General features: G+C 64.6%; 16 protein-coding genes. 6 read left to right on the forward strand and 10 right to left on the reverse strand.

The window, feature by feature from the left end:
• Window position 1 precedes the first annotated feature (1 nt).
• The gene (locus tag MnOB_RS15760; protein WP_077525159.1) at window positions 2-463 is read left to right on the forward strand and encodes a PAS domain-containing protein; all 462 of its coding nucleotides are present in this window, start codon (window positions 2-4) and stop codon (window positions 461-463) included.
• A gap of 123 nt (window positions 464-586) precedes the next feature.
• Here the strand turns inward: MnOB_RS15760 and MnOB_RS15765 are convergent, their stop codons facing one another.
• The 8 genes from MnOB_RS15765 to yedA all read right to left on the reverse strand — a co-directional run bounded on the left by MnOB_RS15765 (window position 587) and on the right by yedA (window position 10,027).
• Window positions 587-2,056, reverse strand: coding sequence for an aldehyde dehydrogenase family protein (locus MnOB_RS15765; protein WP_077525160.1), 1,470 nt, complete (start codon window positions 2,054-2,056; stop codon window positions 587-589).
• Window positions 2,057-2,075: 19 nt separating this feature from the next.
• Window positions 2,076-2,888, reverse strand: a complete 813-nt coding sequence (locus tag MnOB_RS15770; RefSeq protein ID WP_077525161.1) for an ABC transporter permease — start codon at window positions 2,886-2,888, stop codon at window positions 2,076-2,078.
• On the reverse strand, window positions 2,888-3,799 hold the full coding sequence (locus MnOB_RS15775) for an ABC transporter permease (protein WP_077525162.1): 912 nt from the start codon (window positions 3,797-3,799) through the stop codon (window positions 2,888-2,890). Before MnOB_RS15775 ends, MnOB_RS15770 begins: the two co-directional genes overlap by 1 nt.
• Window positions 3,800-3,895: 96 nt before the next feature.
• On the reverse strand, window positions 3,896-5,041 hold the full coding sequence (locus MnOB_RS15780; RefSeq protein WP_077525163.1) for an ABC transporter substrate-binding protein: 1,146 nt from the start codon (window positions 5,039-5,041) through the stop codon (window positions 3,896-3,898).
• A 55-nt stretch (window positions 5,042-5,096) separates the two neighbouring features.
• On the reverse strand, window positions 5,097-6,215 hold the full coding sequence (locus MnOB_RS15785; protein ID WP_077525251.1) for an ABC transporter ATP-binding protein: 1,119 nt from the start codon (window positions 6,213-6,215) through the stop codon (window positions 5,097-5,099).
• A gap of 462 nt (window positions 6,216-6,677) precedes the next feature.
• Window positions 6,678-7,502 (reverse strand): response regulator transcription factor, encoded by an 825-nt coding sequence (locus tag MnOB_RS15790; protein WP_077525164.1) that lies wholly within the window; start codon window positions 7,500-7,502, stop codon window positions 6,678-6,680.
• Window positions 7,503-7,710: 208 nt separating this feature from the next.
• The gene (locus MnOB_RS15795) at window positions 7,711-9,039 is read right to left on the reverse strand and encodes an RNA helicase RhlE1 (RefSeq protein WP_077525165.1); all 1,329 of its coding nucleotides are present in this window, start codon (window positions 9,037-9,039) and stop codon (window positions 7,711-7,713) included.
• 61 nt (window positions 9,040-9,100) lie between these two features.
• Window positions 9,101-10,027 (reverse strand): drug/metabolite exporter YedA, encoded by a 927-nt coding sequence (gene yedA, locus MnOB_RS15800; RefSeq protein WP_077525166.1) that lies wholly within the window; start codon window positions 10,025-10,027, stop codon window positions 9,101-9,103.
• Window positions 10,028-10,189: 162 nt separating this feature from the next.
• Between yedA and MnOB_RS15805 the strand changes: the two genes are divergently transcribed.
• Window positions 10,190-10,666 carry an Lrp/AsnC family transcriptional regulator gene (locus MnOB_RS15805; RefSeq protein WP_077525167.1) on the forward strand — a complete coding sequence of 159 codons (477 nt, stop codon included), beginning with the start codon at window positions 10,190-10,192 and terminating at the stop codon, window positions 10,664-10,666.
• A gap of 101 nt (window positions 10,667-10,767) precedes the next feature.
• On the opposite strand, the gene MnOB_RS15810 is transcribed toward MnOB_RS15805, so the two are convergent.
• Together MnOB_RS15810 and MnOB_RS15815 are read right to left on the reverse strand one after the other, a co-directional pair.
• Window positions 10,768-11,379: a 3'-5' exonuclease gene (locus MnOB_RS15810; RefSeq protein ID WP_077525168.1), complete on the reverse strand. Its 612-nt coding sequence runs from the start codon at window positions 11,377-11,379 to the stop codon at window positions 10,768-10,770.
• Window positions 11,380-11,403: 24 nt separating this feature from the next.
• Entirely contained in the window at window positions 11,404-11,883 is a 480-nt protein-coding gene (locus tag MnOB_RS15815) for an NYN domain-containing protein (protein ID WP_077525169.1), read from the reverse strand.
• A gap of 78 nt (window positions 11,884-11,961) precedes the next feature.
• Between MnOB_RS15815 and MnOB_RS15820 the strand changes: the two genes are divergently transcribed.
• The 4 genes from MnOB_RS15820 to MnOB_RS15835 all read left to right on the forward strand — a co-directional run bounded on the left by MnOB_RS15820 (window position 11,962) and on the right by MnOB_RS15835 (window position 14,685).
• On the forward strand, window positions 11,962-12,534 hold the full coding sequence (locus MnOB_RS15820) for a cysteine hydrolase family protein (RefSeq protein WP_234358271.1): 573 nt from the start codon (window positions 11,962-11,964) through the stop codon (window positions 12,532-12,534).
• Window positions 12,535-12,635: 101 nt separating this feature from the next.
• Complete coding sequence (locus MnOB_RS15825; RefSeq protein WP_234358272.1) at window positions 12,636-13,424, forward strand: substrate-binding periplasmic protein; 789 nt, start codon at window positions 12,636-12,638, stop codon at window positions 13,422-13,424.
• Window positions 13,425-13,467: 43 nt separating this feature from the next.
• Window positions 13,468-13,947, forward strand: coding sequence for a YbaK/EbsC family protein (locus tag MnOB_RS15830; protein ID WP_077525171.1), 480 nt, complete (start codon window positions 13,468-13,470; stop codon window positions 13,945-13,947).
• A gap of 75 nt (window positions 13,948-14,022) precedes the next feature.
• Window positions 14,023-14,685 (forward strand): YciC family protein, encoded by a 663-nt coding sequence (locus MnOB_RS15835; RefSeq protein WP_077525172.1) that lies wholly within the window; start codon window positions 14,023-14,025, stop codon window positions 14,683-14,685.
• Window positions 14,686-14,718 lie beyond the last annotated feature (33 nt).

Genomic DNA, 14,718 nt, shown 5'->3' on the forward strand with positions numbered 1-14,718 from the left:
CATGCCGGCACAAATCGATTTCAAGGAACTCCACTGGCTGCTCGACATCGTCCAGTGCCTCGATGTCGGCGTGGTGGTCCTGGACCGCCAGTACCGCGTCGAGGTGTGGAACAGCTTCATGGAGAACCACTCGGGCCTCGGTCCCGACCGGGTGCACGGCAAGAACATTTTCGAGCTGTTCCCGGAGATCGAGCGCAACTGGCTACGGCGCAAGGTGGACAGCGTGCTGCAACTCGGCACGCGTGCCTTCAGCCTGTGGGAACAGCGGCCCTACCTGATCCGCTTCGAGAACTACCGGCCGATCACCGGCGAAGAAGATTTCATGTACCAGAACCTCACCATCCTGCCGCTGGCCGCCGCAGGCGGAAAGGTGGAGCGCGTGTGCCTGCTGATCACCGACATGACCGAGGTGGCGCGGTTGAAGCGGCAGTTGGCGGAGACGAGTCGTCCGCGGTTCCTGTAGGTGGGTGCGCCTTTTGTGGGGGCGATTTCAATCGCTATGCAGGCCGCAGGCTTGCCCTGCAGAAGCAAATGAGGGCAGTTGCACTGCCCTTAGCGAATGAATTCGCCCCCACAGGAAAGCCCTCTATTTGATGTACCACCCCCAAGGCTCCTGGCTGCGGTACTCGGTGACCTGCTTCACCTCCAGATAGTTCTCCAGGCCCCAGCGGCCCAGTTCGCGGCCGATACCGCTCTGCTTCATGCCGCCCCAGGGCGCCTGGGTGAAGGTCGGCTGCGAGCAGTTGACCCAGACGATGCCGGCGCGCAGGCCGTTGGCCACCCGCGCGGCGCGGTCGAGGTCCGTGCTCATCACCGCAGCGGCGAGGCCGAAGCGGCTGTCGTTGGCCATGCGCAGGGCGTCGGCCTCGGTTTTGAAGCGCTTCACGCACAGCACCGGGCCGAAGATTTCCTCGCGCCAGATACGACTGTTGTCCGCCGGCTCCTCGAACACCGCCGGCTCGACGAAGTAGCCATGGGACAAATGCGTCGGGCGCTTGCCGCCGGTGAGCAGGCTGGCTTCCTGCCGGCCCTGTTCGATCATGCCCATGACCTTCTGGTACTGCCCGGCGCTGACCAGCGGCCCGAGCAGCACGCCGCGCTCCAGGCCCGGGCCGATGGTGATGCGTCGAGCCTCCTCCACCAGGCGCTCGATCAGCCGGTTGGCGACACCCTCCTGCACCAGCAGGCGCGAGGTGGCGCTGCACACCTGCCCCTGGTTCCAGAAGATGCCGAACATGATCCATTCCACGGCGGCTTCCACATCGGCGTCATCGAAGACGATGAAGGCCGACTTGCCGCCCAGCTCCAGGCTGATGTTCTTGATGTCAGCCGCCGCTGCCGACATGATCTTCGCCCCCGTCGGCACGCTGCCGGTGAAGGCCAGCTTGTCCACGCCAGGGTGCTGGCTGAGCGGGCCGCCGGCCTCGCTGCCCAATCCCGTCACCACATTGAGCACGCCGGAAGGAAGGCCGATACGCTCGGCGGCGCCGGCCAGCTCCAGCGCGGTCAGCGGTGTCAGTTCCGATGGTTTGAGCACACAAGTGGCGCCCGCCGCGAGGGCCGGGGCGACCTTCCAGGAAGCCATCAGCAGCGGGTAGTTCCAGGGGATGATCTGCCCCGCCACCCCCACCGGCTCGTGGCGGATACGGCAACTGAAGCGATCATCCGGCAGCGCCAGCGGCTCGTCCTGGCGACTGTCCAGTTCCCGCGCCAGCTCGGCGTAGTAACGGAAACAGCCGATGGCATCGGCGATGTCCCATTGCGCTTCCGGCAGCGGCTTGCCGTTGTCGCGCACTTCCAGCACCGCCAGGGCGTCCTGACGACTCTCCAGCTCGTTGGCCAGGGCCTCCAGCCACCCAGCGCGCTCGGCCCCGCTGCTCTGGCCCCAGCCACGGTTGAAGGCCTGGCGGGCGGCATGCACGGCGTGGTCGATGTCTTCCTCGGTGGCCGCCGGCACCCGCTGGATCAGGTCGCCGCTGCTGGGGTCCAGCACTTCGAAATAGCCGCCCAGGTCGGGACGGACCCATTGCCCGTTGATGTACAACTGGTCACGCATGGCTCTGCTCCATGGGCGCTCAGGCGCCGCTGCGGCGGTTCTGCAGGTAGCGGGAGGTGAACAGCAGCGCCAGTGAGACGCAGATGATCACCGTCGAAATGGCATTGATCTCCGGCGTGATGCCCCGTCGGATCGACGAGAAGATGTAGATCGGCAAGGTGGTTTCCGATCCGGCGACGAAGAACGCGACGATGAAGTCGTCGAAGCTGAAGGTGAACGCCAGCAGGAAGCCGGCGAGGATGGCTGGGGCGATCTGCGGCAAGGTCACCCGGCGGAAGGTTTCCAGGGGCGGTGCGTAAAGGTCGGCGGAGGCTTCCAGCAAGGCCCTGTCCAGGGACTCCACACGGGTTCGGACGATCACGATCACCAGCGCCATGGTGAACAGCGAGTGCGCCGCGATCACCGTGAACAGGCCCATGCGCAGACGCGGCAGTCCGGCTCCCAGCAGCATGTCGAGCAGCGGGTTGACCACTTCGAACAGGCTGATGAAGGCGATCAGGGTGGCGATGCCGATGACGATGCCGGGAATGATGATCGCGCAGTAGGTCATGGCGTCGAAGAACAGCCGCACGCGCTTGCCCGCCCGTTCCAGGCCGAACACCGCCAGGGTGCCGAACAGTGTGGCGATCAGCGCCGAGCAGAACGCGATCAGCGCGCTGGTGCCCAGGGCTTCCATGATGAAGGGGTTGCTGAACGCACGGCCGAACCATTGCACCGAGCAGCATTCGAAGGACAGCCCGCTGCGCCCGGCATTGAAAGAGAACAGCACGATCAGCGCGATGGGCGCATAGAGGAACAGGTAGAGCGAGGTGGAATAGCTGCGCAGCCACATCAGAGCATCCCCTCCGTGCCGCGCTTGCCATAGCGCGCCACCAGCTTCAGGTAGAGGGCGATGATCACCAGCATCATCGCCACCAGGGTCATGGCCACCGCGCTGCCGAACGGCCAGTTGCGCGATTGCAGGAAGAGGTCCACCAGGGCGTTGCCGACGAAGAACACCTTGCCGCCGCCGAGGATCGCCGGGATCAGGAACTCGCCCATGAGCAGGATGAACACCAGCATGCTGCCGGTGATGACGCCGGGCGCCGAGAGCGGCAGAGTCACCCGGCGGAAGGTCTCGAAGGCGCCGGCGCCAAGGTCGGACGAGGCTTCCAGCAGGCGCTTGTCGAGCTTCTCCAGGCTGACGTAGATGGGGAACACCATCAGCGGCAGGTAGCCGTAGACGATGCCGATCAGCACCGCGCTCGGGGTGTTGATCAGACGCACATCCTCCAGCCCGACCATCGCCAGCAGCGCCGGGATGCCCTTGCCGCCGAGGATGAAAATCCAGGCGTAGGTGCGGATCAGGAAGCTGGTCCAGAACGGCACGATCACCAGGGTCAGCAACAGCGAACGGCTCCGCTGCACCTTCACCGCCAGGTAGTAGGCCAGCGGGTAGGCCGCCACCAGGCACACCAGGGTGCCCAGGGGCGCCAGCACCAAAGTGTTGTAGAAGGCCTTCGCCCGCGCCCCCAGGTTCAGGTAGTTCTCCAGGGTCAGGGCCGCGCTGTAGCCCCCCACCGGGCTGCGCTCGCCGAGGCTGAAGACCAGGATGATCACCAGCGGCAGCAGGAGCAGTAGCAGGAACCACAGCGTGGACGGCAATAGCAGGAGCAGCGTGACGCGCCGGGCGAGGCTACGGCTTTCCACCGGCACGGCCTGGCCTGCATCGGCCAGCGCGGGGGCGCTGAGAGCGACGTTCATGGAAGATTCCTTGCGGTTCATGGAAGCGGACGCTGTAGGAGCGAGCGTGCTCGCGAACGCCTTCGCTCGCGAAGCTCGCTCCTACAACGCCATGCGTCAGGCCGCCTTGAAGCGCGCCATCAGTTCCGCCCGCGCCGGGCTGGTCAGGGTGGCTGCGGCGCCGAACTCCAGGGCGCTGAGCAGGTCGGCTGCCGGGTACATGATCGGGTCGTCGAGCATGGTCTTGGGCAGCAGGGCATCCACGCGCTTGTCGCCGCTCGGGTAGCCGTGGGCTTCCACCTCGCGCTTGTTCACCTGCGGGTCGAGCAGGAAGTTGATCAGCGCATAGGCCGCGTCACGACGCTCGGCGCTCTTCGGAATGGCGAAGAAGTCACTCCAGATCTCGCCACCCTCACGCCCCAGCACATAGGTCATCTGCGGCATGTCGCGGTGCAGCTGCGAAGCGTCGCCGGTCCAGCACATGGCCATCCAGGCATCGCCGTTGCGCATGGACGGCTGGTAGTCGGAGTTGATCGCAAACAGATGCGGCTTGACCTCCAGCAACAGCTTCTCGGCATCGGCCAGTTCTTTCGGGTCGATGGAGTTGAAGCTGTAGCCGAAGGACTTCAGGGCGTTGCCGATGACGGTGAGCTGGTAGTCGTGCACCATCACCCGGCCGGTGGCCTCGCCCTTGCTCAGCTCCCAGAACTCCTTCCAGGTGGTGGGCCTGGCCTTGATCTTCTTGCCGTCGTAGACGAACCCGGTAGTGCCCCAGTCCTTCGGCACGGCGTAGGTCTTGCCGTTGATGACCCCTTGCTCCATGAAGCGCTTCTCGTAGGAGGCCGGGTCGAAGTTGGGGATCCGCGAGAGGTCCAGCGGCTCGATCAGACCCAGTTCGGCGTAGGTGCTGATGGTGTAGTTAGTGGGCACGAAAACGTCCCAGCCGCTGCCGCCGGCCTGGAGCTTGGCGAGCATTTCCTCGTTGGAGCCGAACACGTTCATCTGGACCTGGGCGCCGGTCTGCTCGGCGAAGGCGGCGAAGTTTTCGGCGTTGTGATAGTTCGGCCAGGTGGCCAGGACCACGCGGTCGCCCAGGGCGCCTTTCTCGGCGGCGAAGGCCCGGTTGCTGGTGAGCAGGCCCGGCATGTTGGCGGCCATCACCGCCATGGCCACGCCGAGTCCGGTACGGCCGAGGAACTCACGACGACTGATGGAGCCGTTCTGCCAACTGCGCAGTTGCTTGATGAAGTCTTTCCGATCCATTGCTGCTACCTGCCTGTGAAGGGTTGGTTGTTCTTGTCCGTACCGTACTGCGCCATCACAACGTCATGGCCAGGCCACTGGCCTGGTCCCAGCCGATCCGCACTGGCGATCCATGTTCGAAGGCCGAGCGCTCGTGCTGGCCATGGCGTTGCACGCGTACGCAGACAATGCCGAAGGGCTCGGTGCGTACGCGGTATTCAGTGAGGTTGCCGAGGTAGATGCGGTCCACCACCTGGCCCGGCAGGCTGATTTCACGGGGCAGCGCATCCTCGCTGGCGCCAATGGCGATCAGCTCCGGGCGTACCGCGATGCAACCGGGCTCCGCTGCCTTGAGGGCAGGGCCGGTGGGCGTCTGCGGGCTCGCCAGTTGCAGGCCGTGGGTGGTGTCCAGGAGCACGCGGCCACCATCGATGCGCCGCACAGTGCCATCGAACAGGTTGGATTCGCCGATGAAGTCCGCCACGTAGCGGCTCGCCGGCGTTTCGTAGAGCTGCTCGGGGCTGGCGCTCTGGAGTATCTGGCCGTCCTGCATGACGCTGATGCTGTCGCTCATGGACAGCGCCTCTTCCTGGTCGTGGGTGACCAGCACAAAGGTGATGCCCACTTCGCGCTGCAGTCGCAGCAGCTCGGATTGCATCTCCTTGCGCAGCTTGCGGTCCAGCGCTGCCAGGGGCTCATCCAGCAACAGCACGGTGGGCTTGTTCACCAGCGCACGGGCCAGGGCCACCCGCTGCTGCTGGCCGCCGGAAAGTTCGTGGGGCTTGCGCTGGCCAAAGCCGGACAGGCGCACCATTTCCAGGGCTTCGTCCGCCATGCGACGCTGCGCGGCGCGATCCGGACGTGGCTGGTGGTAGCGCAGGCCATAGGCGATGTTCTCCGCCACCGACAGGTGCGGGAACAGTGCATAACTCTGGAACACCATGTTCACTGGCCGCTGGTGCGCCGGCACGCCGGCTACCGAATGCCCGGCCAGCAGCACCTCGCCCTCGCTGGGCTGCTCGAAGCCGGCGATCATCCGCAAGGTAGTGGTCTTGCCGCAGCCGGAGCTGCCGAGGAAGGAATGGAAGGCGCCCCGCCGCACCTTGAAGTTCAAGCCGTTGACCGCCGTGACCGCGCCATAGCGCTTGACCACATTGCGGAACTCGATATCGACGAACTCGCTTGCATCGCTCACGGCCGGCCCCTTTTTGCAGGTGTTCTTGGCATGTGGCAACACGCTAGCAATGGCGATTCCGGGCTGTATATATCCCTCCGGGGATAGACGCGCACTCCACAGAAACTGTGGAACCCATTGTGGATAAGTTATGGATGACGGGCTGCAGGCTTTGCGGGGCGTGGGCTTGAGATAATTGGTTGAATTTTGAGCACGAAGCGAAAACCGTTGTAGGGGCGATTTCAATCGCCAAGCAGGACGCAGTCCTGCCCTGAGGAATTCCAGGGGGCAACTACGTTGCCCTTGGCGAATGAATTCGCCCCTACAAAATGCGATGGGTCCGCTCTGCCGCTACTCACAAATTCTGTGCAAATCGTTGTGGATAACTCGTGGGCATCCACGTCGAAGGCCGATGGCAGCTGGGGCAGGAACAGGTTGTATGGTTATTGACCAACAGTGTTTTAATCGCTAATAGCAATAAATCTATACCGCCTTGAGCAGGTCTTCGGGCTCATCCCGCTGGCCGCCCAGCTCCCGAACGAACAGCCCCAGCAACTCCGACTGGCTGCCGATACCGAGCTTGGCGTAGATGTTCTTGCGGTGGATTTTCACCGTACCGGGGCTGATCGCCAGGTGCTCGGCCACGGATGCGCTGGAGTGGCCACGCAGAAGCATCTGCACCACTTCCTGCTCCCGCGCCGTCAGCACGTGGGCGCCGAACTGGTCGAAGGCTTCGCGGATCTTGTAGTCCAGGTCCTGCACCGGGCGCGGCGCATGGGCGCGCGCCTGCTCCCAGGCTTCGTTGACCACCTGTTCCACCACCGGTTGGGCGCAGTCCAGCAACTGCATTTCATCGCGGCTGTAGGCCGGGCTGCAGGCGCTGCGCATCAGTGAGAGCACGGCCTTGGCACCATCGGCCAGGTCGATGAAGAAGGCGATTTCTTCAGTGAGGCCGGTCTGCTGGTAGTAGGTGACGTAGTACTCGCCGAGGTAGAAGTGGTCCGGGGCGAACTGGCGCAAGCGCCAGAGTCCGGAGGCCTGGTTGCGCGTGCAGGCGAGGTAGAAGGGATCGAGCAGGTAGGGGCCGACCTGGTAATCCTCGACGTACACGTGGCGCTTGTCCGGTGGAAAGGTATCGAACAGCGCCAGTGGCCGATGGTTGCCTTCGTAGACGAAGAGCACGAAATGGTCGACATGGCAGACCTGCTGCAGCCACTGACTGAGGCCGAGCAGTCGCGCCCGTCCAGCGGGCTGGGCAAGCAGATGGGCAACACCGGTGGTCCAGTGTTTGAGTTCCTTGTGGCGCATGTGGGAAATGCCTGAGGTTGGGCTGCGCTTCAATCACTATAGGCGTTCAGCATTTCGCACAGAAATGCAGGAAGTGAGCCAATATCCTGAAAGCCCGCCGAGGCCTTCTGGCACGGGGGTGCCGGCTCCCTGCCCTGCCCCATTCCGGTTCCCACTGCCCCATCAGGCGTCACCCATCACCACAATCAGGTGACGCCCGGCGCCACGATCAGCCTTTCTTTGCCTTGCCGAATCCCGGCGCCTTGCGCACCGCTTTGACCTTGGGCTTGTCGCTGTCGACCCAACGGCCCAGCGCCGCGCCCTTGCCCGGTTTGCCAGCGCCGGCCTGGGGCTCCTTCGGCTTCTTGGGTTTCTTCGGCTTCTTGATCACCTGGCCGGTGGCGTCTGTCACGGGCACACGGTGATCGGGGTAGAAATCCGGCTCGTCGCGGCGCTGGATGGTCTGGCGGATGAGCACCTCGATGGCCGCCAGCAGCTGTACCTCGTCGGCGCAGACCAGCGACACCGCTTCACCCGTGGCGCCGGCACGGCCGGTGCGGCCGATACGGTGCACGTAATCCTCGGCGACGATGGGCAGGTCGAAGTTCACCACCAGCGGCAGGTCGTCGATATCCAGCCCCCGGGCCGCCACATCGGTGGCCACCAGTATCTGTACCTCGCCGGACTTGAAGCACTGCAGCGCACGCAGGCGCGACGGCTGCGGCTTGTCGCCATGGATCGACTCGGCGCTGACGCCCCGGGCCTGGAGCTCATCCACCAGTTGATCGACGCCCTTGCGGGTCTTCACGAAGACCAGCACCTGGCCCCAGCCGCGATCTTCCAGCAGGTGCAGGAACAGCTCGCTCTTGCGTTTCTTGTCCACCGGGATCAGCCACTGGCGCACGCTCTTGGCCGCCGCGTTGCGCGGGCTGACTTCGATGGACAGCGGATCGCGCAGCAGTTCGCGGGCCATCTGGCGGATGGCGTCGGAGAAGGTGGCGGAGAACAACAGGGTCTGCCGACGTTTCGGCAGCGCGGTGAACAGATCGTCCAGTTCACGGGCAAAGCCCAGGTCGAGCATGCGGTCGGCCTCGTCCAGCACCAGCACCTGGAGCTGGTTGAACTTCACGGCGTTTTGCCGATAGAGGTCGAGCAGGCGGCCGGGGGTGGCGACCAGGACGTCGATGCCCTTACGCAACTTCATCATCTGCGGGTTGATGCTGACGCCGCCGTAGACCGCATAGTTGCGCAGCGGCAGGTACTGGCCGTAGACGCGGAAACTTTCGTTGACCTGCTCGGCCAGCTCGCGGGTGGGCACCAGCACCAGGGCGCGTACCGAGTTGCTGGCCACCTCCGGGCCTTCCTGGGTCAGCTTCTGCAACAGTGGCAGGGCGAAGCCAGCGGTCTTGCCGGTACCGGTCTGGGCAGCGGCCATCAGGTCACGGCCCTTGAGGACGGCGGGAATCGCTTCGGCCTGCACCGGTGACGGGGTCTGGTAGCCAAGCGCCTCGGTGGCGCGCAGCAGGGGTTCGATCAGGCCGAGGGAAGCGAAGGTCATTGGGGCAGCCATAGTGTGCGGAAAAGGCGCAATTCTATCAGGCTGCCCGTGGTCTCCGGGATCAACTGGTCTGCTGTTCCATCCCGTCGGCCTTCTGCACCTTCGCTTCCTTCCGTTCGCGCCATTGCGGCAGGCCGATCAGCACCACGGCGCTGATGATCACCAGCATGGCCAGTCCCTCTTCCAGACCGATGCTCTCACCCGCGAAGCCGATACCCAGGAGCACCGCCACCACCGGGTTGACGTAGGCATAGCTGGTGGCCGCGGCCGGGCGCACGTTCTTCAGCAGGTAGAGGTAGGAGCTGAAGGCGATGATGGAACCGAACACGATCAGGTAGGCCAATGCGCCCCAACCGGCGAGGGTCGGTGCGGCAACCAGACGCTCGCCGCTCAGCAGGCTGCCAGCCAGCAACGCGACGCCGCCGGCGAGCATTTCCGCCGCGCTGGCCATGGGTCCAGCGGGCAGCTTGAGATTCTTGCTCCACATGGAGCCGAAGGACCAGGCCGCCGCGGCGAAGATGATCAGGACGGCGCCCAGGGGGCTGGCCTGGAGGTTGGAGCCGAGGTTGAGCAGGCCGATTCCGATCAATCCGAGCAGGATGCCGGCCCATTCCAGGCGGGTGGTGCGCTGTCCCCAGATCAACCCGAACAGCAGGGCGAACAGCGGTACCGTGGCCACCGCCAGGGCGGCAACACCGGACGCTACGCCAAGGTCTTCAGCCAGGGTGACGCCACCGTTGCCGCAACTGAGCAGCAGGAAGCCGATGGCTGCGGCGGACTTCCATTCCTGCCAGCTCGGGTTGGGAACGCCGCGCCAGCGCAGGAAGCCGTACATCAATGCGCCCGCGACCACGAACCGGACGCCGGCCATCAACATCGGTGGCCAGGATTCCACGCCGATGCGAATCGCCAGGTAAGTGGAACCCCAGATCAGGTAGAGAGCGATGAAGGCCCCTATGAGCAGGAGCGGAAAGCGGCGCGCAGGCATGATCGGAACTCGACACAGGCAGGGATGAGGTGTCTATTCTAAGTAAGGCAAGGCGGGCGAAATAAGGATGAAAGCCTTATTCACGGAGCCCGTTCCCTTGGAAAGAACTGTTTTCAACGGTATCTACCGTTGATTCGACAGAAGCCGATTTCGGAGGTCCCTGTGGATAAATACGACCGCCTGCTGATCGCGGCGCTTATCGAGAATGGCCGCGCGTCATTCGCCGACCTGGCACGCCGGGTCAACCTGTCGCCACCAGCGGTGGCCGACCGGGTGGCCAAGCTGGAAGCCAGCGGCCTGATCACCGGCTACCACGCCAGCGTGGACCTGGCGAAACTGGGTCTGCCCATCGAGTGCGTGATCGAACTGCGCATCACTGATCGCGACTACAAGCGCACCCAGGAAGCCCTGGAGAATATCCCGCAGTTGAACCTCTGCCACCGTGTCACCGGCGATGCCTGCCTGCTGATCAAAGCGGCCGTGGCGTCGATGCCGGAGTTGCAGGACCTGATCGACCAGATCGGCAAGTTCGGCGCGACCAAGACGTCGCTCATCCTCTCGACGCCCTTCGAGCAACGGATTCCCGGCGTGCTCCAGGAACGCGGCAAGGTGGAAACCCTGCGTACGGTAAAAGGCTGATTTCACGTGTAGGTTGGTGCAGAGCGAAGCGAAGCCCAACGGGCGGACCCGACCCGGAATCGTTGGGCCTCGCTGAGCTCGGACCAATCTACAAGAGCAGTTCAGCCCTCCCGATGGCGCCTGAGCGCTTCGGGAATCTTCGCTGCCGGCACCTTCTGCAGGCTGCAGAACAGCTGGTGCGACACCGAGCTGATCCCGTGCTTTTCCCGCAGACGTCCCGCCAGGTGCAGGGTGAGGTTGGCGGCCATTTCGGCGTCGGCCAATGCCCGGTGGGCCTTGCCGGTGTCGGGCAGGCGCGCCCAGCTGTTGAGGGTGCCGAGCTTGTGGTTGGGCGCCTCGGGCAACAGGCGCCGGGCGAGCAGCAACGAGCAGGCGAACGCCTGACGCCGGGAGCGACCGATGCGCGCCAGTTCGAAATCCCAGAACTTCTGGTCGAAGGACGCGTTGTGCGCCAGCAGCGGCAGGTCGCCGATGAAGTCAGCCGCCTCGCCCATCACCTGCTCCACCGGGGGAGCTTCACGCACCATGGCGTTGGTGATGCCGGTGAGTCCCTGGATGAAGGCGGGTATCGAGACGCCGGCGTTCATCAGGCTCTGGTAGCGGTCGACGATGCGCCCGCCCTCGAGGATGACGACGCCGATTTCGGTGGCGCGGCAATCATTGCCCGGCGTGATGCCGGTGGTTTCGAAGTCGATGACAGCTATGGGGTCCACGGGATGTTCCAGGTTGGAAGCGGTTCAGTTGCGCTTGAGCAACAGGTTCTCGATGGGCTGGTAACGGCTGGCGGCGCGGATCAGCGATTGCGCAGTCAGGCCGGGCACGCCATACACCAGGGTCTCCACGCCATGGGCCTGGGCCACCCGTTCCAGTAGCAGGTCGAAGTCGCCGTCACCCGAGGCCAGCACGATCAGGTCGACCCTGGGCGCGGCGTCAAGCACGTCGATGGTGATGCCGACGTCCCAGTCGCCCTTGGCCGAACCGTCGGCGCGCTGGATGAACGGCTTGAGCTTCACGTTGAAGCCCAGGTTGCGAAGGATCTGCTGGAACTGCTGCTGCTTGGGGTCGCCACGGTCGATGGCGTAGGCGCTGGCTTCGACGATATCGCCTTCGGCGCTGACGCTCTGCCAGAAGGCGCCGTAGTGAAAGTGGCAGCCATAGGCATGGCGCACCGTGTAATACAGATTCTGCACGTCGGCGAATACGGCGATTTTCTTCAACGCGGCTCCTCGCCGCTGGCTGGCGGCGACTCGATGAGGGTAGATTGCGGCCAGTATGCCAGCCTCAGGGAACGGAAAGTGGATACGACCGTGCAGAACACTCCCGGTGCCCTGCTGATCATCGATCAGCAGCAGGGTATCCGCAGCCTGGACAAGCCGCGCAACAACCCCGATGCCGAAGTCCGCATCGCCGCCCTGCTGGCACGCTGGCGCGAATCCGGCTGGCCGCTGGTGCATATCCGCCACATTTCGCGGGAGGCGGATTCGGTATTCGCTCCCGGGCAACCCGGGGCGCTGTTCCAGCCGGCGTTCATGCCCCGGGAACGCGAGCAGGTCCTGGAGAAGAACGTTCCGGACGCCTTCATCACCAGCGGCCTGGAGCACTGGCTGCGGGTGCGCGGCATCGATGCGCTGGTGATCGTCGGCGTGGCCAGCGAGAACTCGGTGGAAGCCACGGCCCGCAGCGCCGGCAACCTGGGTTTCGCAACCACCGTCGTCGCGGACGCCTGCTACACCTTCGCCAAGGCCGACTTCGCCGGGCGCCCGCGCAGCGCCGACGAGGTCCACGACATGGCCATGGCCAACCTGCAAGGCGAATACGCCCAGGTGTTGTGCACGGACGAACTGCTCGCGAACTGGCCAACACCCTGAAGACGGGCGTCTATAGTTTCAGCTAACCCCGCACGTATCGAGAACGGGGAAGACGCCGTGACCCACCGCATGGGTCTGTTGCAGGGAGCAAGGCGCCCGCCATGGCAGGCGGCGCCGTCTGGCAGTCACTCCAGCCGCAGGCCGTGCCCCAGGGCTTTAGTGCAATGCGTGTTCATGGATGCTGCCTGCTTGCCCTGCTGCTCCTGTCTGCCCCCGGCCATGCCGAGGCGCGTCTGGTTTTCAGTGCATTTCCCGATCAGGGCTTGCCGCTGTTCCAGATCTGCAAGCGCATCCTCGTGGAAGCCTACGGCGAACTCGGCATCAGAATCGAAACTCGCGCCGCCCCGGCTGCACGCGCCCTGCAGTATGCCGAGCGCGGCCTGAACGACGGCGAGCTGTGCCGTACCAGCCTGGTGGCCGAACAGCGCAGCGACCTGCTGCTGATTCGCACTCCGCTGTTCGAATCCTATGCGGTGGCCTTCGCCAATCGCCCGTTGCAACTGCGCGGCTGGTCCAGCCTCAAGCCCTACCTCGTCGGTTTCGAGCGCGGCAAGGCGGCGCTGGAACTGCGACTCAAGGGGGTGCGGATGTCGCCTTCCAACGGGGCGGAGAACGGCATGCGCAAGCTCGCCGGTGGCCGCGTGGACGTGCATGTGGAGGATTACTACTCGGGCATGTGCATCCTGCGCCAGAGCGGCATGCGCGGTATCCAGCCGCTGCATCCGGTGTTGGAGCGCTTTTCCATGCATCACTACCTGAACCCGCGCCATCGCGACCTGGCGCCGCGCCTGGAGGAGGTGCTGCGGCACATGGCGCAGAAGGGTCGCCTGCAGGAAATCGAGCGCCAGGTCCTGCATGAGGCAGGACTGGATGATCTCAGCCCTCCGTGAGCGACTATCATGGCGCTCCCGTTTCCCGTCCTCCGGATATCCGATGTCGCTTCACACCCGCAACCTGGCCCTGCTCGACGAACACGCCATCCGCTACCGGGAGGTCAGCCACGAACCCGTGCTCGATTACCCCACCGCGCATGCGGTGCGCGAGCGCTTCGGCCTGCGCGGAGTAGAAAGCAAGAGCCTGTTCCTGCGCCTGAAGAACGGCGGCTACGCGATGCTGGTGACCCTGGAAGGCGCGCGCGCCGACTGGGCCCAGCTCAAGGCCCTGCTGGGCGCTCGGCCCAGCGTGGCCAGCGACGACGAGCTGGTAGCGCTGACCGGCTGCGTCCCCCAGTGCGCCTGCCCCCTGGGTCATGCAGAGGAAATCGCGCTGGTGTTCGACGAGGCGATCTTCCAGCACGACTTCCTGATCTATTCCCCCGGCCCGCCGGAGTACACCCTGGAAGTGGCGACCGCCGACCTCGCCCGTCTGTTGCCGCAATTACCCAACCGCGTCCTGCACTACCGTTCCGAGTGAAGCGCCCTTTGGAGGCAGCCGTGGCTTGGGCTAAAGTGCCCAAGACCCACTGCCGCAAGAAGTGAATGCCCGCTGATGAATCCGTTCGAGCTGCTGCGCGCCTCCTGGTATTTCTTCTCCCGCAACGCTGGAGAAATCGCCCTGCTCTGCCTGCCGGCGATCCTCACCGAAGCCATTGCCCAGCAGGGCCTGGTCGCCTGGCTCGGCCCCGACAAATCCCAGGGTGCCTCGATCATCGTCAGCATGCTGTTCTACCCGCTCTACGTCGGCGCGCTGATCATCTTTGTCGACAGCCGCAGCCACCGCATCCGCCTCAAGCCCCGGCAAGTGCTGGAGATGGCCCTGTTCCGCTGGCCGTCCTTTGCCGTGCTGGCGGCCATCAGCACCCTGCTGATCATGGTCGGGGCCTGGATGCTGATCATTCCCGGGCTCTACGTGATGATCAAACTGGCCTTCGCCGAGTACCTGCTGGTACTGGAGGGCAAGTCCCCGCTGGATGCCATCAAGGAAAGCTTCACCCTGACCGGTGGACACTTCTGGACCATCCTCGCCTGCGTGCTGCTGGTGATGGGGCCGATCTGGGTGGTGGACTGGTTCGCCTATCGTGAGCTCGGGGAGAACCCCGATCCGGTCGGTACGGTGATCCTGGAAAGCTTCAACAGCTTCTTCCAGCTGTTCGTCAGCATTGCCCTGTACCGGATGTTCACCCTCGTGACGGAACGCCCGGTCGAACAGTGAGCGGCCGGCGGCGAAATCTCCTGACACCACCCC

This window comes from Metapseudomonas resinovorans (assembly GCF_002003485.1).
GTDB lineage: Bacteria > Pseudomonadota > Gammaproteobacteria > Pseudomonadales > Pseudomonadaceae > Metapseudomonas > Metapseudomonas resinovorans_D.